General features: G+C 58.7%; 17 protein-coding genes. 11 read left to right on the top strand and 6 right to left on the bottom strand.

The annotated features are described in order from the left end of the window. The first annotated feature begins 200 nt into the window (after nucleotides 1-200). The 11 genes from ccmA to EQV93_RS08840 all read left to right on the top strand — a co-directional run bounded on the left by ccmA (nucleotide 201) and on the right by EQV93_RS08840 (nucleotide 8,687). Complete coding sequence (gene ccmA, locus EQV93_RS08890; RefSeq protein ID WP_240891412.1) at nucleotides 201-770, top strand: cytochrome c biogenesis heme-transporting ATPase CcmA; 570 nt, start codon at nucleotides 201-203, stop codon at nucleotides 768-770. Beyond that, nucleotides 767-1,435, top strand: coding sequence for a heme exporter protein CcmB (gene ccmB, locus EQV93_RS08885; RefSeq protein WP_122782995.1), 669 nt, complete (start codon nucleotides 767-769; stop codon nucleotides 1,433-1,435). Before ccmA ends, ccmB begins: the two co-directional genes overlap by 4 nt. 85 nt (nucleotides 1,436-1,520) lie before the next feature. Then, a complete protein-coding gene (locus tag EQV93_RS08880) occupies nucleotides 1,521-2,279 on the top strand; it encodes a heme ABC transporter permease (protein WP_199750973.1) in 759 nt (252 codons plus the stop codon). After that, nucleotides 2,276-2,452 (top strand): heme exporter protein CcmD, encoded by a 177-nt coding sequence (ccmD, locus tag EQV93_RS08875; RefSeq protein ID WP_122782993.1) that lies wholly within the window; start codon nucleotides 2,276-2,278, stop codon nucleotides 2,450-2,452. The genes EQV93_RS08880 and ccmD overlap by 4 nt, the downstream gene beginning before the upstream one ends. Then, nucleotides 2,449-2,907, top strand: a complete 459-nt coding sequence (ccmE, locus tag EQV93_RS08870; RefSeq protein ID WP_122782992.1) for a cytochrome c maturation protein CcmE — start codon at nucleotides 2,449-2,451, stop codon at nucleotides 2,905-2,907. The genes ccmD and ccmE overlap by 4 nt, the downstream gene beginning before the upstream one ends. A gap of 14 nt (nucleotides 2,908-2,921) precedes the next feature. Further along, nucleotides 2,922-4,895: a heme lyase CcmF/NrfE family subunit gene (locus EQV93_RS08865; RefSeq protein ID WP_167654240.1), complete on the top strand. Its 1,974-nt coding sequence runs from the start codon at nucleotides 2,922-2,924 to the stop codon at nucleotides 4,893-4,895. Further along, nucleotides 4,892-5,428: a DsbE family thiol:disulfide interchange protein gene (locus EQV93_RS08860; protein WP_122782990.1), complete on the top strand. Its 537-nt coding sequence runs from the start codon at nucleotides 4,892-4,894 to the stop codon at nucleotides 5,426-5,428. The genes EQV93_RS08865 and EQV93_RS08860 overlap by 4 nt, the downstream gene beginning before the upstream one ends. Beyond that, a complete protein-coding gene (locus EQV93_RS08855) occupies nucleotides 5,425-5,901 on the top strand; it encodes a cytochrome c-type biogenesis protein (protein ID WP_240891388.1) in 477 nt (158 codons plus the stop codon). Before EQV93_RS08860 ends, EQV93_RS08855 begins: the two co-directional genes overlap by 4 nt. After that, entirely contained in the window at nucleotides 5,894-7,099 is a 1,206-nt protein-coding gene (gene ccmI / locus EQV93_RS08850; RefSeq protein ID WP_240891387.1) for a c-type cytochrome biogenesis protein CcmI, read from the top strand. Before EQV93_RS08855 ends, ccmI begins: the two co-directional genes overlap by 8 nt. A 282-nt stretch (nucleotides 7,100-7,381) precedes the next feature. Then, the gene (locus tag EQV93_RS08845; RefSeq protein ID WP_122782987.1) at nucleotides 7,382-7,777 is read left to right on the top strand and encodes a hypothetical protein; all 396 of its coding nucleotides are present in this window, start codon (nucleotides 7,382-7,384) and stop codon (nucleotides 7,775-7,777) included. Nucleotides 7,778-7,994: 217 nt separating this feature from the next. Next, nucleotides 7,995-8,687 carry a putative adhesin gene (locus EQV93_RS08840; RefSeq protein ID WP_240891386.1) on the top strand — a complete coding sequence of 231 codons (693 nt, stop codon included), beginning with the start codon at nucleotides 7,995-7,997 and terminating at the stop codon, nucleotides 8,685-8,687. A 20-nt stretch (nucleotides 8,688-8,707) separates the two neighbouring features. On the opposite strand, the gene EQV93_RS08835 is transcribed toward EQV93_RS08840, so the two are convergent. The 6 genes from EQV93_RS08835 to hyi form a co-directional block, all read right to left on the bottom strand. Next, entirely contained in the window at nucleotides 8,708-10,639 is a 1,932-nt protein-coding gene (locus EQV93_RS08835) for a DNA topoisomerase III (protein ID WP_240891385.1), read from the bottom strand. 108 nt (nucleotides 10,640-10,747) lie between these two features. Further along, complete coding sequence (locus EQV93_RS08830; protein ID WP_146383691.1) at nucleotides 10,748-11,752, bottom strand: sulfate ABC transporter substrate-binding protein; 1,005 nt, start codon at nucleotides 11,750-11,752, stop codon at nucleotides 10,748-10,750. Nucleotides 11,753-11,845: 93 nt separating this feature from the next. Next, complete coding sequence (locus EQV93_RS08825; RefSeq protein ID WP_122782983.1) at nucleotides 11,846-12,667, bottom strand: ion transporter; 822 nt, start codon at nucleotides 12,665-12,667, stop codon at nucleotides 11,846-11,848. Nucleotides 12,668-12,706: 39 nt separating this feature from the next. Then, entirely contained in the window at nucleotides 12,707-13,591 is an 885-nt protein-coding gene (locus EQV93_RS08820) for an urea transporter (protein ID WP_240891384.1), read from the bottom strand. Between the two features lie 111 nt (nucleotides 13,592-13,702). Further along, a complete protein-coding gene (locus EQV93_RS08815) occupies nucleotides 13,703-14,593 on the bottom strand; it encodes a 2-hydroxy-3-oxopropionate reductase (RefSeq protein WP_240891383.1) in 891 nt (296 codons plus the stop codon). Nucleotides 14,594-14,631: 38 nt separating this feature from the next. Beyond that, the gene (gene hyi / locus EQV93_RS08810; protein WP_240891382.1) at nucleotides 14,632-15,414 is read right to left on the bottom strand and encodes a hydroxypyruvate isomerase; all 783 of its coding nucleotides are present in this window, start codon (nucleotides 15,412-15,414) and stop codon (nucleotides 14,632-14,634) included. Nucleotides 15,415-15,456 lie beyond the last annotated feature (42 nt).

Below are 15,456 nucleotides of genomic sequence, written 5' to 3'. Positions count from 1 at the left end.
TGTATAATGCCGCCCCGTCATTTAGAGAGTGGCAGAACGTCACAAATGTTTGATCCAGCTCTCTTAAACAGGCCGCAAATGCATTTATCCTGCATCACTTTAACGGCCGCGCCTGAGCCGACTTGAACCGTGAAGGCCTCAATTACGTGACCAGCCCTCTTCTAGACGCCGTAGCGCTCGCGTGTGAGCGTGACTGGCGGATGTTGTTCGAACACCTCGACCTGCAACTGGCCAGTGGCGACATGCTGCAAATCAGCGGCCCCAATGGCAGCGGCAAAACCAGCCTGTTGCGTTTATTGGCGGGCCTGATGCAGCCCACTGCGGGCGAAGTGCGCCTCAATGGCGAAGCGCTTGAGGGGCAGGGCCGCCACCTGCTGTGGATCGGTCACGCGGCCGGCATCAAGGATTTGCTCAGTGCTGAAGAGAATCTCGCCTGGTTGTGCGCCTTGCATCGGCCCGCCTCGCGCAAGGCTATTTGGTCAGCCTTGGCCAGTGTCGGTCTTAAGGGCTTTGAAGATGTGCCGTGTCATACGTTGTCGGCCGGGCAGCAGCGTCGCGTTGCCCTGGCCCGTTTATATCTGGACAGCCCACGGCTGTGGATTCTCGACGAACCCTTTACCGCGCTCGACAAACAGGGCGTTACCGACCTTGAAGAACACTTGGCCAGCCACTGCGAGCTCGGCGGCGCGGTGGTGCTGACCACTCACCACACCTTGAACCGCACACCGCCCGGTTATCGCGATATTGACCTTGGGCGTTGGGCACCATGAATGTGTTCGCCACGTTAGTGGCGCGTGAGGCGCGCCTGTTGTTTCGCCGCCCGGCTGAACTGCTCAATCCGCTGGTGTTTTTTGCGCTGGTGATTGCCTTGTTTCCGCTGGCGGTCGGCCCCGAAACACAGTTGTTGAAAACCCTGTCTCCGGGGCTGCTGTGGGTCGCTGCACTGTTATCGGTGCTGCTCTCGCTGGACGGCCTTTTTCGCAGTGATTTTGAAGACGGCTCACTTGAACAGTGGGTGCTTTCACCGCACCCGCTGGCGCTGCTGGTATTGGCCAAGGTGCTTGCACACTGGGCGTTTTCCGGCTTGGCACTGGTGATCCTTTCACCCCTGCTGGGGTTGATGCTGGGGTTGCCGGTGGCCTGCCTGCCGGTACTGCTGGTGTCGCTGTTGCTGGGCACCCCGGTACTCAGTCTGCTCGGTGCCGTGGGCGCCGCGCTGACCGTGGGCCTCAAACGGGGCGGACTATTGCTGGCACTGCTGATTTTGCCTCTTTATATTCCGGTGCTGATTTTGGGCAGTGGCGCCTTGCAGGCGGCATTGCAAGGCATGCCTGCGACCGGATATTTATTGTGGCTGGGGTGTTTGACTGCCTTGGCCGTCACCCTGACACCTTTTGCTATAGCGGCCGGGCTGAAAATCAGCGTCGGCGAATAATGAGGTCTGGCCTTGCACAGGCCAGTAAAGACCCTGGCTGGCACGACACTCAACAGGTCGTGACTGGCACCGTGATGGAAACAGCGTGATGAACTGGACTTGGTTTCACAAACTCGGCTCGCCCAAATGGTTTTATGCCATCAGTGGGCGGTTGTTGCCGTGGTTAAGCATTGCTGCCGTGTTGCTGATCAGTTGCGGGGTAGTCTGGGGGCTGGCGTTTGCACCGCCGGACTACCAACAAGGCAACAGCTTCCGAATTATTTACATCCATGTTCCCGCGGCCATGCTGGCGCAGTCCTGCTACGTGATGCTGGCCGTGTGCGGGGTAGTGGGGTTGGTCTGGAAGATGAAAATTGCTGACATCGCCCTGCAAAGCGCTGCGCCCATTGGCGCCTGGATGACGGCTGTGGCACTGATCACCGGGGCGATCTGGGGCAAGCCGACCTGGGGGGCGTGGTGGGTCTGGGACGCCCGTCTGACCTCGATGCTGATTTTGCTGTTTCTGTACTTCGGCCTGATTGCCCTGGGCAACGCCATCAGCAATCGTGACAGCGCCGCCAAGGCCTGTGCGGTGCTGGCTATTGTCGGCGTCATCAACATCCCGATCATCAAATACTCCGTGGAATGGTGGAACACCCTGCATCAGGGCGCCACGTTTACCCTGACCGAAAAGCCCGCGATGCCGGTGGACATGTGGCTGCCCTTGCTGCTGACCGTTGTCGGCTTTTACTGCTTCTTTGGTGTCGTGCTGCTGTTGCGCATGCGCCTTGAGGTGCTCAAGCGCGAAGCCCGCAGCAGTTGGGCAAAGGCTGAGGTGTTGAAAGCGCTGGAGGGCACGCGATGAGCTTTGATTCTTTGGGCGACTTTTTGGCCATGGGCCATCATGCGCTGTATGTCTGGTCGGCCTATGGCATTTGCCTGGCGGTACTGGGGTTGAACGTGGCGCTGCCCTTGCTGGCGCGCCGTCGGTATCTGCAACAAGAGGCGCGTCGTCTGCGCCGGGAGAACGCGAAGTGAACCCGCTGCGCAAGAAACGTCTGATCATCATTCTCGCCGTTCTGGTCGGCGTCGGGGCGGCTGTTGCGCTGGCGTTGAGTGCCTTGCAGCAGAACATCAACCTGTTCTACACCCCGACTCAAATTGCCAGTGGCGAAGCGCCACTGGATACGCGAATTCGCGCGGGCGGCATGGTTGAAGCCGGGTCGCTGAAACGCTCCGGGGATTCGCTGGATGTCGAGTTCGTGGTCACTGATTTCAACAAGTCGGTGACCATTCAGTATCGCGGCATCCTGCCAGACCTGTTCCGTGAAGGGCAGGGGATCGTCGCGTTAGGCAAGCTTAATGCTCAGGGCGTGGTGGTGGCCGACGAAGTGCTGGCCAAGCATGACGAAAAATACATGCCGCCCGAAGTCACCAAGGCACTCAATGAAAGTGGCCAGTCGGCACCTGTCCCGGCCCAAGAGGTTAAGTGATGACGTTTGGATTGATCGTTCCTGAGTTGGGCCAACTGGCCATGATTCTGGCCCTGTGCTTCGCCATCGTGCAGGCCACTGTGCCGCTATTGGGCGCCTGGCGCGGCGACAAATTATGGATGAGCCTGGCGCAACCAGCGGCCTGGGGCCAATTCGCCTTCTTGCTGTTTGCGTTCGGTTGCCTGACCTACGCGTTCATGACGGATGATTTTTCGGTCAGGTATGTCGCCAGCAACTCCAACAGCGCGCTGCCCTGGTACTACAAATTCAGCGCCGTGTGGGGCGCTCATGAAGGCTCGCTGCTGTTGTGGGCGATGATTCTGGGCGGCTGGACCTTTGCCGTGTCGATCTTTTCGCGACAATTGCCGCAGGTGATGCTGGCGCGGGTGCTGGCGATCATGGGCATGATCAGCATCGGCTTTTTGCTGTTTTTGATCGTCACTTCAAATCCTTTTGCGCGCCTGTTGCCGCAAATTCCTGCCAATGGCAATGACCTTAACCCGCTCTTGCAGGACATTGGCCTGATCGTTCACCCGCCCATGCTGTACATGGGCTATGTCGGATTCTCGGTGGCCTTTGCCTTTGCCATCGCAGCCTTGTTGGGGGGGCGACTGGATGCTGCATGGGCACGCTGGTCGCGCCCCTGGACCATCGTCGCCTGGGCCTTTCTCGGCATCGGCATCACCTTGGGTTCGTGGTGGGCTTACTACGAGTTGGGCTGGGGCGGCTGGTGGTTCTGGGACCCGGTCGAAAACGCCTCCTTCATGCCATGGCTGGTGGGCACTGCGCTGATTCACTCGCTGGCGGTGACGGAAAAACGCGGTGTGTTCAAAAGCTGGACGGTGTTACTGGCCATCGCTGCGTTTTCGCTCAGTTTGCTCGGCACGTTTCTGGTGCGGTCGGGTGTGCTGACGTCGGTGCATGCCTTCGCCTCCGATCCTGAGCGCGGCGTGTTTATTCTGATCTTCCTGCTGTTTGTGGTTGGCGGCTCACTGACCCTGTTTGCTGTGCGTGCGCCTGTGGTTAAAAGTCATGTCAGCTTCAAGCTGTGGTCGCGCGAGACCTTGCTGCTGGGCAACAACCTGATTCTGGTAGTGGCCGCGTCAATGATTTTGCTGGGCACTTTGTACCCGTTGATTCTGGATGCCATCAGTGGCGCCAAAATGTCGGTCGGCCCACCGTACTTCAATGCGCTGTTTGTCCCGTTGATGGCCCTGTTGATGGTGGTGATGGCGGTGGGTGTGCTGGTGCGCTGGAAAGACACCCCAGTCAAATGGCTGCTGGGCATGCTGACCCCGGTGTTGCTCGGCAGCGCGGCGCTGGCGGTGATTGCGGGTGTGGCGTGGGGTGATTTCAACTGGGCGGTGTTAGCCACCTTTATGCTGGCGGCCTGGGTGCTGTTGGCCGGGGTGCGCGACATTGGCGAGAAAACCCGCCACAAAGGCTTGATCAAAGGGCTGCGCAGCCTGACCCGCAGTTACTGGGGGATGCAGATTGCTCACCTGGGCATCGCGGTCTGCGCGCTGGGCGTGGTGTTGTCGAGCCAGAACAGTGCCGAGCGTGATTTGCGTCTGGCACCGGGCGAGTCGATGGAGCTGGGCGGTTATCACTTTATTTTCGAAGGCGCACGCCACTTCGAAGGGCCGAACTTTACCTCGGACAAAGGCACGGTGCGGGTGATCCGCAATGGCAAGGAAGTCAGCGTGCTGCACCCGGAGAAGCGCTTGTACACGGTACAGAACTCAATGATGACCGAAGCCGGGATCGACGCAGGTTTTACCCGTGACCTCTATGTGGCGTTGGGTGAGCCTTTGGGTGATGGCGCGTGGGCGGTGCGGGTGCATGTGAAACCCTTTGTCCGCTGGATCTGGTTCGGCGGTTTGCTGACGGGCTTTGGCGGGTTGTTGGCTGCAATGGACCGTCGTTATCGGGTCAAAGTGAAAAGCCGTGTGCGTGATGCGCTGGGCATGACGGGAGCCACTGTATGAAACGCTGGTTGATGCTGATCCCGCTGGCCGTGTTTTTAGGCATGGCGTGGTTTCTGTACAAAGGTTTGTATCTGGACCCCACTGAGTTGCCGTCGGCGATGATCGACAAGCCGTTCCCTGCGTTCAGCCTGCCGTCTGTTGAGGGCGACAACACCCTGACTGAAGCCGACCTCAAGGGCAAACCGGCACTGGTCAACGTCTGGGCCACCTGGTGCATCTCGTGCCGGGTCGAGCACCCGGTGCTGACCAAGCTGGCCGAGCAGGGCGTGGTGATTTATGGCGTGAACTACAAAGACGTCAATGCCGATGCGAAGAAGTGGCTCAAAGACTTCCATAACCCCTATCAACTCGACATCAACGATGCTGACGGCTCGTTAGGCTTGAACCTTGGGGTGTACGGCGCCCCTGAAACCTTTCTGATCGACAGCAAAGGCGTGATTCGTCACAAATTTGTCGGTGTTATCGACGAAACGGTCTGGCGCGAACAACTGGCCAGCCGTTATCAGGCACTGGTTGACGAGGCCCGGCCATGAAGCGCTGGTTAGCGGCTGTTGCGTTGGGCCTGACACTGACCGGCGCGGCCCATGCGGCCATCGACACCTATGAGTTTGCCAATGATGCCGAGCGAGCGCGTTTTCGTGAATTGACACAGGAGCTGCGCTGCCCCAAGTGCCAGAATCAGGACATTGCCGACTCCAATGCGCCGATTGCCACCGACTTGCGTCGCGAGATCTACCGCATGCTCGGTGAGGGCAAAAGTAACCAGCAGATCATCGACTTCATGGTCGATCGCTATGGTGACTTTGTACGCTACAAACCGGCCCTGACCGGCCAAACCTCCGTGCTGTGGTTTGGCCCTCTGGCTTTGCTGCTCGGCGGAGTGGTGCTGATCGGCGTGATAGTCGGGCGCCGTCGACGGGTTCTGCAGGCCGAAGGCGCGGGCTCCCTTTCTTCCGAGGAGCGTCAGCGCCTCGCCGCTTTGCTGGATAAAAACCAAGATGATTGAATTCTGGCTCGCAGCCGGTTTGCTGCTACTGATCGCCCTCAGTTTTTTATTGATCCCGGTGTTGCGCGGGCGCCGTGCCCAGCGTGAGGAAGACCGTACCGCGCTGAATGTGGCGCTGTATCAGGAACGCCTGGCTGAGTTGCAGGCCCAGTTCGAAGACGGCGTGTTGAACCCGCAGCAGTTTGAAGACGGCCGTGCAGAAGCGGCTCGCGAACTGTTGGCTGACACCGAAGGTGTGGGGCCGGCGCGGGTTTCAAGTTTGGGCAAAGCGTTACCCTTGTTGGCCGCGGTTATGGTCCCGGTGCTGGGGCTGGGCTTGTACCTGCATTTTGGCGCCAGCGACAAGGTTGAGCTGACGGCAGAATTTTCCCAGCCGCCGCAGTCCCTTGAAGACATGGTGTCGCGCCTTGAGCGTGCGGCAGCCGCGCAGCCTGAATCGGCTGAAGGCTGGTACTTTCTGGGACGCGCCTACATGGCCCAAAACCGCCCGGCCGATGCAGCCCGGGTGTTTGAGCGCAGCGCCGCGCTGGCCGGGCGTCAGCCTCAATTGTTAGGCCAATGGGCGCAGGCGCAGTATTTTGCCGACAACAAACAATGGAGCGAAAAAACACAGGCGCTGACTGATGAAGCCTTGAAAGCCGATCCCAAAGAAGTCACCAGTCTGGGGTTGCTCGGCATAGCAGCCTTTGAAGACAAGCGCTTTGCAGAGGCGATCGGTTACTGGCAGCGCTTGATGAATGAACTGCCCGAAGGCGATCAGGCACGTGCCGCCTTGCAAGGCGGCATCGAAAAGGCTCGTGAGCAACTGCTGGCCAGTGGCGCAAAAATAGAGACAGCGCCACAGGCCAAGTCGCTGGCCTCAATCAAAGTCAGTGTGGATCTTGCGGATGCGGCCAAAGCGACCGTTTTGCCGGGGGACAGCGTGTTTATTTTCGCCCGTGCAGTATCGGGCCCACCGGCGCCTTTGGCGGTGAAGCGCGTCACCGTGGCGGATTTGCCCATTACCGTGGAGCTGGGGGATGTGGACGCCATGATGCCGCAATTGAAACTGTCCAACTTTCCTGAAGTCATACTGATGGCCCGCGTCTCACGCGCCGGTCAGCCGACGGCGGGCGAGTGGGTAGGGCGCAGCCAGCCAATGGCCAGCAGCACCCGGGAGTTGCAGCAGTTGACGATTGATAGCCCGGATAAGCAATAACCATGGCTGAGCGCGTAGGACGCCCAACCTCGTAGCAGCTGTCGAGTAGTGCGAGGCTGCGTTCGACGATGCAATCGTCGCAAGCTCAACGAGCAGGGTGTTTGAGCCATCACATACCCGCTCATTGTGATACGCCTGACTCACCGGATTGAATGGTTTTACGGCGGCTATGCCGCCGATCGCAGCCTCGCGGAGCTCGTCAGCTGCTACAGGTTTTTGCATGCCTTCGGCAGCGGCTACCTAAATAATTGTCTGAATAATGTTTAAACAAGAGAAATTGTCATGAATCCACTTGCACGCATCACCTTGCTCAGCCTGGCGTTAGGCTTGAGCGCCTGTGCGGTTCATCAGCCTTACGAGCCGACTCAACCGTCCACGCCTGCGCCGCCGCCGTCGACACAGCCATCCGGCAAACCGCTGCCGGACATGCCCATCCCGAAACCGCCCAAGCCGCTGCCGCGCACTTCGGCCACCTTCGCGCCGCCGCCGGGTGGTCCGAGCCATTGGGATGCCCGGCTTGGGGTGTATGTGCTGGATGACCAAACCAACGTCTTCTATCGACAGCGCGCGTATTACCGCTGGAACAACGGCTGGAGCCGCGCCGTCAGCCCCAATGGGCCGTGGGAAGAAACCGACATCAGTGGTGTACCGCCGGGGTTGAGCCGGCAGTTCAAGTAATGCTCTGAGCCATCACTCAGCTGCGAGGAGTGCTTCCAGGGAGGGTCAGGCTTGATTGGCGCGTGACTCATGACGTTGTTGAGCTGTAATAACTGACAGTTCAGCCACAGGCTTTAGCCTGCTAGGCTCAAGCGTGACGCAGCGGTCTGCTTTCGCATGTCCCGTTGTAGCGCGCTCGGCTTCGTTCTGTCCTGCCCCTTCAAGAGGAGAGATGGCAATGCCTTACCACTCCATAGAGAAACATGAGCAGCCGGGTCGCAGGGCTGCCGCCCCCTCACAACGACCTTATTTGTGGGGGGCTGTTCCGTTAGTCAATAATCTTGGGCTGTATGCGTACCGCAGTGCCAGTGGCTTGAATTACGACAAGTCGGTCACTCTGGATTATCAAAAATTCACCATCAAGCAGTTTGAATTGCACAGCCCGTCGGCCTCCAAAGAACTGATCATCCAAGCTCACGGAGCCTTGCGTTCACCGGTTCATAAAATCTGGAATTCGAGTCATGTACTGAATTTTTACACACCTCAAGAGACTGATTTAATAGCTCAGCCCAATGATTTTTTCAGGTTTCAGGCGCGAAAAATAACCGTGCCTCCTGTGGAGGTCATCGAAGTGGGGGAAGAGTCCAGGGATTACAACCTGGGGTACTCTGAGGCGTTTGAAAGCGGTGTTTCTTCATTTTTTCATCAAAGTCAGGCGTTGAATCCAAAGCCGCCAATCGAGTCATTGGCAGACCTAGACGCGCTGAATTTTCACGATGTCTTGACGATCAAATCAGGGAAATCTGTGACGCTCTCGGAGGTGCTGAAGCAGTTACCTGGCTACAGCAAAGTGCATTGTTTTTTCTGTCGCAGCCGCCATTCGGGCAAAAGGGAATATGCGCCATTTTCAGAGATTCAAAAGCGTGAGTAATGACGACGCCATGACCATCGTTATTTTTTCTTCACGGCGCGCTTGGCGGTGGTTTTCGTAGCCGTACTCTTGCGTTTTTTCTTCCACGCAGGTGCCACGCCCGCCGGGCTTGCCGGGCCTTTGATGCTCATGGTCATGGCGCTGCACCGCTCGATATGTTTGCTCATCCACGCGGCCTGTTTAGCCACGAAGATGTCGAGGGTCATTTCGCCGCTTTGCACCATATCCAGTGCCTGCTCCCAGATAGCGGTGGTGCCGGGGTCGGCGATGGCCCGGGGCACGGCATCAATCAGGCTGAATGCGGCTGGCGTGGCAGCCAGGGCCTTGCCGTTTTTGCTTAAGTAACCCCGATCAAGCAAACCCTGAATAATCCCGGCACGGGTCGCTTCGGTACCAATGCCGGTGGTGTCTTTGAGTTTTTGCTTGAGCAGTGGGTCTTGCACCAGCTTGGCGACGTTTTTCATCGCTTTGATCAGGTCACCTTCGGTGAAAGGTTTGGGCGGCTGGGTCCACAGGTCTTTGAGCTGAACGTTGGCAACAGCGCAGTCCAACCCTTCGTGCAAGCGTGGCAACGGTTGTGGGGCCGGGGCTTCGCGGCCTTTGGCCGGGGCCAGGGCTTCGGGCAGGGCGCGCTTCCAGCCGGGCTCGACGATTTGCTTGCCAACGGCGCGCAGGGCTTGGCCCGCGCAATCAAAGTCAGCCTGGGTTCGGTCGTATTCGTGGTTGGGCAGAAATTGCGCCAGGTAGCGGGCGCGAATCAAGGTATAGACCGCACGGTGTTTGCCGCTCAGGCGCTCAAGGTTCTTTGCCGCAGCCGTTGGAATGATGCCGTGGTGAGCGCTGACTTTGGCGTCGTTCCAGGCCCGAGAACGGCGCTGGGGATCAAGGTGCCCGGCCAGCGGCGCCAGCGCCGAATCGGCGTGAGCCAAGGCGGCAAGGATTGCGGGCGCTTCACCGTGCTGGCTTTGCGGCAAGTAACCGCAATCACTGCGCGGGTAGGTGACGAGCTTGTAGGTTTCGTACAGCGCTTGAGCGATGTCGAGGGTTTCCTGGGCGCCGAGACCGAGCTTTTTCGAGCAAATCTCTTGCAAGGTGCCCAGGTCGAAGGGGAGTGGGGCCACTTCCCGCATGCGCTCGGTGCGCAGTTTAACCACCCGGGCACTGTTGGCGTCTTGCATGGCCGTCGCCGCCTGCTGCGCGTGGACCTGATTGAGGCAGCGGTCTTGATCGTCGCAGGTGTCGGGGTCTGCGCGCCATTGGGCGGTGAACAGGTGGCTGTCGTGGTTGAGCTGTACGTCGATGGCCCAGAAGGCGACGGGCACGAAGTCGCTGATACTGCGATCGCGGTCGACCACCAGCCGCAGTGTCGGCGTTTGTACTCGGCCCACCGGCAGAACGCCTTGATAACCCGCCTGACGCCCCAGCAGGGTAAACAGGCGGCTCATGTTCATGCCGATCAGCCAGTCAGCCCGGGAGCGGCCCAGGGCCGAGTGGTAGAGGTTGAAGGTTTCGGCGCCGGGCTTGAGTGCGGCCAATGCTTTGCGAATGGAGGCGTCGTCCAGTGCGGACAACCACAGGCGCTGAATGGGCCCGCGATAACGGCAATGCTCGACCAGTTCACGGGCGATCATTTCACCTTCACGGTCGGCGTCGGTGGCGATTACCAGTTCGCTGGCTTCGCCGAGCAAGCGCTTGACGGCCTTGAACTGGCTCGCGGTCTTGGGCTTGACGCGCATTTTCCATTTGGCGGGGATGATCGGCAGATCAGCCAGCACCCAGCGCTTGTAGCGCTCGTCGTAGGCGTCCGGCGGGGCTGTTTCAAGAAGATGGCCTATGCACCACGTGACTGTGGCATTAGCCCCTACCCAGCAGCCATCACCGCGTCGGCTGGCGCCGAGCACGGCTGCAATGTCTTTGGCCTGGGAGGGTTTTTCACACAAAAACAGCCGCATCGGTCCGCTCATTCATCATGCTGTACACAAGGTGCACAGCATGGGCAGAGAATAGACAAAGGGCAACCGTTTTGACTGTGTTTTTATACAGGTGTGCGGGTTTTTGGATTATTGCCCGTTGTAAATCTGATCGAACACGCCGCCATCGTTGAAGTATTTCTTCTGCACGTCGCGCCAGTCACCGAAGGTTTTCTCTACCGACAGGAAGTCGACTTTCGGGAAGCGATCGTTATATTTCGCCAGCACTGCCGGGTCTCGTGGACGCAGGTAGTTGTTCGCGGCAATTTCCTGACCTTCTGGCGACCACAGGTATTTCAGGTAGGCCTCTGCCACTTCACGTGTGCCCTTTTTGTCGACTACTTTGTCGACTACGGTCACCGGCGGCTCGGCTTCAGCCGAAACGCTTGGGTAGATCACTTCGAACTGATCACGACCGAACTCACGGGCGATCATTTCCGCTTCGTTCTCAAAGGTCACCAGTACATCGCCAATCTGGTTGGTCATAAAGGTGGTGGTGGCAGCACGGCCGCCGGTATCCAGCACTGGCGCCTGTTTGAACAGTTTGGCCACGAAGTCTTTGGCCTTGGTCTCGTCGCCACCGTTTTTGAGCACATAGCCCCACGCCGAGAGGAAGGTGTAGCGGCCATTTCCCGATGTTTTCGGGTTGGGGACGATCACTTGCACGCCATCCTTGAGCAGGTCGGGCCAGTCGTTCAATCCTTTAGGGTTGCCTTTGCGCACGATAAACACGGTGGCCGAGGTGAACGGTGCGCTGTTGTTCGGCAGGCGGGTGACCCAGTTATCTGGCACCAGTTTGCCGTTATCGGCCAGGGCATTGATGTCGGTGGCCATGTTCATGGTAATCACGTCGGCCGGCAGGCCGTCGATCACCGAACGTGCTTGTTTGCTGGAACCGCCAAAGGACATCTGGATGTTTTGTTTGTCGCCCTTGTGTTCGGCTTCCCAGTGCTTCTGGAAGGCGGGGTTGTAGTCTTTATAGAAGTCGCGCATGACGTCGTAGGACACGTTCAGCAAAGGTGGCTGGGCAGCATGGGCAACTGCACCCAGAGCCAGGCCAGCGGCCAAAATGGAGGCGGTAAAGAGTTTTTTCACTGCGTAGTCCTTGTTATAGGGAGCAATAGGGGCACTTTGCCAGCGACTATAGCGGCTGGCGCATAGTCCTTAAAAGATTAAAAAGCACTTTGGTTATACGTTTTTAGTAAATAACGCATTACCGCAGCGCGAGCAAAAGGAAGCCGAGGATTCGTGGCGGTTCTTCTTGCAGGTGGGGCAATCGTGTTCGAGTTTTTCGCCGCGCATGGCGTTGCTCAACTCGGCCGTGAAAATCCCGGTGGGTACGGCGATGATCGAATAGCCGGTGATCATCACCATGGCCGAGATAATTTGCCCGATGACGGTTTTGGGCACGATATCGCCGTAACCCACGGTGGTCAGGGTCACGATGGCCCAATAGATGCTCACCGGGATGCTGGTGAAGCCATGTTCCGGGCCTTCGACTACATACATCAACGTACCGAACACCGTGACCAGGGTGCAGACGCTGACCAGAAATACGACGATTTTCTGTTTGCTGCCGCGCAAGGCCGAGAGCAGGTAATTGGCCTGGCTCAAATAGGGCACCAACTTGAGCACCCTGAAGATGCGCAGCATACGGATGATGCGAATAATCAGCAGGTACTGCGCGTCGCTGTAATAGATCGCCAGAATCCCCGGCAAGATGGCCAGCAGGTCCACCAACCCATAGAAGCTGAAGGCATAGCGCAAGGGTTTGGGCGAGCAGTACAGGCGCAGGCCATACTCCACCGCGAAGACAAAGGTGAAGCCCCATTCGATATAGGCCAGCGCATGGGCGTAGTTGCGGTGAATGCTGTCGATACTGTCGAGTACGACGATCACCAGGCTGCACAGGATGATCAGTAACAGTGTCTTGTCGAAGCGGCGTCCGGCCGCGGTGTCGGTTTGAAACACCATCACGTAGAGGCGTTGGCGCCAATCTTGATTGTTCATGCAGGTTGCTCTAATCCCCAATCCCAGCAGAGTCAGGGATTAGCGCTCAATGCGCAACCCGGATTGCTTGTTCGAGGGGACAAACAGGCGCAGGCAGGCGAGCACCAGCCAGCATCCCAGCACAAAAGGGGCGGTCAACAGAGGCAGGCCAAGGGCGATCAGTGCCGGTGTTATCAGCAGGCTGGCGATAATGCCCAGCAGCGGCAGCCAGATGCGTCGTGACTGTTGGCTCAGGGCCAGCGCAGCCAGCGCCGGGTTGTAACCGGCCAGGCCACTCAAGGCGGTTTGTGTGTCGTGTTGCCAGAGGGCGCACAGCAACCCGGCCAATGAGCCGGTCAGTGCCCATAGGGCGGCTCGCCAGTTACTCAGCCACAGGCCGAGCACAATCAACACCCCGGCCAACGGGTGATCCAGCAGCATGACTTGAGCGATACCGCTGAACAGGGCGTGAGCCAGCGTCAGGCCGGTCATCAGCTGTTCTTGGGAAGCCCCTGAAGCTGGCGAGCTGTCGAGGTAGAGCAGCCCCCAGCCGATACCGACAAAAGGCGCGGTGTAGGCGTTGTTCGCGTGCTTGAGCCAGTGATGAATCAGGATGCTGCTGATGCCGGCACTGGCGATGATCAGCAGGGGCAGCAGGGCCGACCATTCAAAGTGATAGCTCAGTAACAGCCCCAACAATATGCCGTTGTAGCTGTAGAGGCCGGCCTGTCGTTGTGCTTTGGGGTAGTCGCGGCGCTGCGCGGTGAGTAGCCCGGCAACACCGCCCAACAGCGCGCCACCCAGCAGCGAGGGGGCGCAAGTCACAATAGCCAGCAAGCACAACACGCCGCACAACGGCTGGCGTTGCAGGAAAATTTGGGCAAACCCCGCACACAGGGCGGTGGCCCAGTCGGGGCAGTGTTGACCGAGGGAAGGGGAGTTCATGGTGGCTACTCTGGGGACGCGTGCGGGCAGGGGACGAAAACCGCGCAAAGGGCCGCTTTGCAGCCCATCGCAGTCTTCGTGCCTCGTCAGCGGCTACAGGTTGTGCGGGTGTTACTCGTCGCGAATCGAGAAGTTGGCCATGTGTTCCAGGCCTTTGATCAGCGCCGAGTGATCCCAGTTGCTGCCGCCCAGCGCCGCGCAGGTGCTGAAGACTTGTTGCGCGTTCGCCGTGTTGGGCAGGTTGATCCCCAGTTCGCGTGCGCCAGCCAGTGCCAGGTTGAGGTCCTTCTGGTGCAGGCTGATGCGGAAACCCGGATCAAAGGTGCCTTTGATCATGCGTTCGCCATGCACTTCGAGAATTTTGGAGGAAGCAAAGCCACCCATTAAGGCTTCACGAACTTTGGCCGGATCAGCCCCGTTTTTTGCCGCGAAGACCAAGGCCTCAGCCACCGCCTGAATGTTCAGGGCGACGATGATTTGATTGGCCACTTTTGCGGTTTGGCCGTCGCCATTGCCGCCGACCAGGGTGATGTTCTTGCCCATGCTATGCAGCAGAGGCAAGGCGCGTTCGAAGGTTTTTTCGTCGCCGCCGACCATGATGCTCAGGGTGCCAGCCTTGGCGCCCACTTCACCACCCGATACCGGTGCGTCGAGGTATTGAGCGTTTTTAGCGTTGATTTTTTCAGCAAAGGCTTTGGTGGCGGTAGGTGAGATCGAACTCATGTCGATCACTACTTTGTTCGGGCTCAAGCCCGCGGCGATACCGTCCTCACGGAACAATACATCGTCGACCTGCGGGGTATCGGGCACCATGACGATGATGAACTCGGCTTCCTGAGCCACTTCTTTGGGGCTGGCCAGCGCCACGGCGCCTGCGGCCAGCAGATCGGTGGGGGCGGCGCCGTGATGGGTCGACAGGAACAGGCTGTGCCCGGCCTTTTGCAGGTTGCTGGCCATAGGTGAACCCATGATCCCGGTGCCGATAAATCCGATTTTAGCCATGACAAGTCCTCTTGTTTTTATTGAGTGTTGGCGCGCCGTTAAACCGCGTTATGGGTTTTGAGCCAGCCAAGGCCCGCTTCAGTACTGGTCAGCGGTTTATATTCACAGCCCACCCAGCCCTGATAGCCAATGCGATCGAGGTGGTCGAACAGGAAGCGGTAGTTGATTTCACCCGTGCCCGGTTCGTGACGGCCAGGGTTGTCGGCCAGTTGGATATGGTTGATTTGCGCCAGGTGGGCTTGCATCGTGCGGGCCAGATCACCTTCCATGATTTGCATGTGATAGATGTCGTATTGCAGGAACAGGTTGGCGCTGCCGACCTTGTCCTGTATCGCCAGCGCCTGACGGGTGTTGTTCAGGTAGAAGCCGGGAATGTCGAGGGTATTGATGGCTTCCATGACCAACTTGATGCCCACGGCCTGCAACTTGTCGGCGGCGTATTTGAGGTTGGCGACGAAAGTGTTTTCGACGGTGGCGTCGTCCACACCTTGTGGCCGAATGCCCGCCAGGCAGTTGATTTGCTCATTGCCCAGGACTTGGGCGTAGGCGATGGCCAGATCGACCCCGGCACGGAATTCTTCAACCCGATCCGGGTGGCAGGCAATCCCGCGCTCGCCTTTGGCCCAGTCTCCGGCCGGCAGGTTGAACAGCACTTGGGTCAGTTTATTGGCTTCCAGCTGCGCCTTGATCTCGGCAGAGCTGTAGTCGTAAGGGAACAGGTATTCGACGCCGTGGAAGCCGGCGTTGGCAGCCGCTTGAAAACGGACGAGGAAATCCTGCTCGGTGAACAGCATGGACAGGTTGGCGGCAAAACGCGGCATGGTGAACTCCTGCTTTGTCCCTCTCCCGCCGGGAGAGGGTGG

The organism is Pseudomonas sp. TMW22091 (assembly GCF_022496705.1).
GTDB lineage: Bacteria > Pseudomonadota > Gammaproteobacteria > Pseudomonadales > Pseudomonadaceae > Aquipseudomonas > Aquipseudomonas saxonica.
The sequence above is the reverse complement of the archived record's forward strand: the minus strand, read 5'-3'. Positions and strand labels throughout refer to the sequence as shown.

Bases quoted from the DNA above. Each gene is read 5' to 3' on its own strand.
- hyi (WP_240891382.1), bottom strand. From the start codon at position 15,414: ATGCCGCGTTTTGCCGCCAACCTGTCCATGCTGTTCACCGAGCAGGAT.
- EQV93_RS08835 (WP_240891385.1), bottom strand. From the start codon at position 10,639: ATGCGGCTGTTTTTGTGTGAAAAACCCTCCCAGGCCAAAGACATTGCA.
- EQV93_RS08820 (WP_240891384.1), bottom strand. From the start codon at position 13,591: ATGAACTCCCCTTCCCTCGGTCAACACTGCCCCGACTGGGCCACCGCC.
- EQV93_RS08860 (WP_122782990.1), top strand. From the start codon at position 4,892: ATGAAACGCTGGTTGATGCTGATCCCGCTGGCCGTGTTTTTAGGCATG.
- EQV93_RS08840 (WP_240891386.1), top strand. From the start codon at position 7,995: ATGCCTTACCACTCCATAGAGAAACATGAGCAGCCGGGTCGCAGGGCT.
- EQV93_RS08845 (WP_122782987.1), top strand. From the start codon at position 7,382: ATGAATCCACTTGCACGCATCACCTTGCTCAGCCTGGCGTTAGGCTTG.
- ccmI (WP_240891387.1), top strand. From the start codon at position 5,894: ATGATTGAATTCTGGCTCGCAGCCGGTTTGCTGCTACTGATCGCCCTC.
- EQV93_RS08815 (WP_240891383.1), bottom strand. From the start codon at position 14,593: ATGGCTAAAATCGGATTTATCGGCACCGGGATCATGGGTTCACCTATG.
- ccmD (WP_122782993.1), top strand. From the start codon at position 2,276: ATGAGCTTTGATTCTTTGGGCGACTTTTTGGCCATGGGCCATCATGCG.
- ccmB (WP_122782995.1), top strand. From the start codon at position 767: ATGAATGTGTTCGCCACGTTAGTGGCGCGTGAGGCGCGCCTGTTGTTT.
- EQV93_RS08825 (WP_122782983.1), bottom strand. From the start codon at position 12,667: ATGAACAATCAAGATTGGCGCCAACGCCTCTACGTGATGGTGTTTCAA.
- EQV93_RS08855 (WP_240891388.1), top strand. From the start codon at position 5,425: ATGAAGCGCTGGTTAGCGGCTGTTGCGTTGGGCCTGACACTGACCGGC.
- ccmA (WP_240891412.1), top strand. From the start codon at position 201: ATGTTGTTCGAACACCTCGACCTGCAACTGGCCAGTGGCGACATGCTG.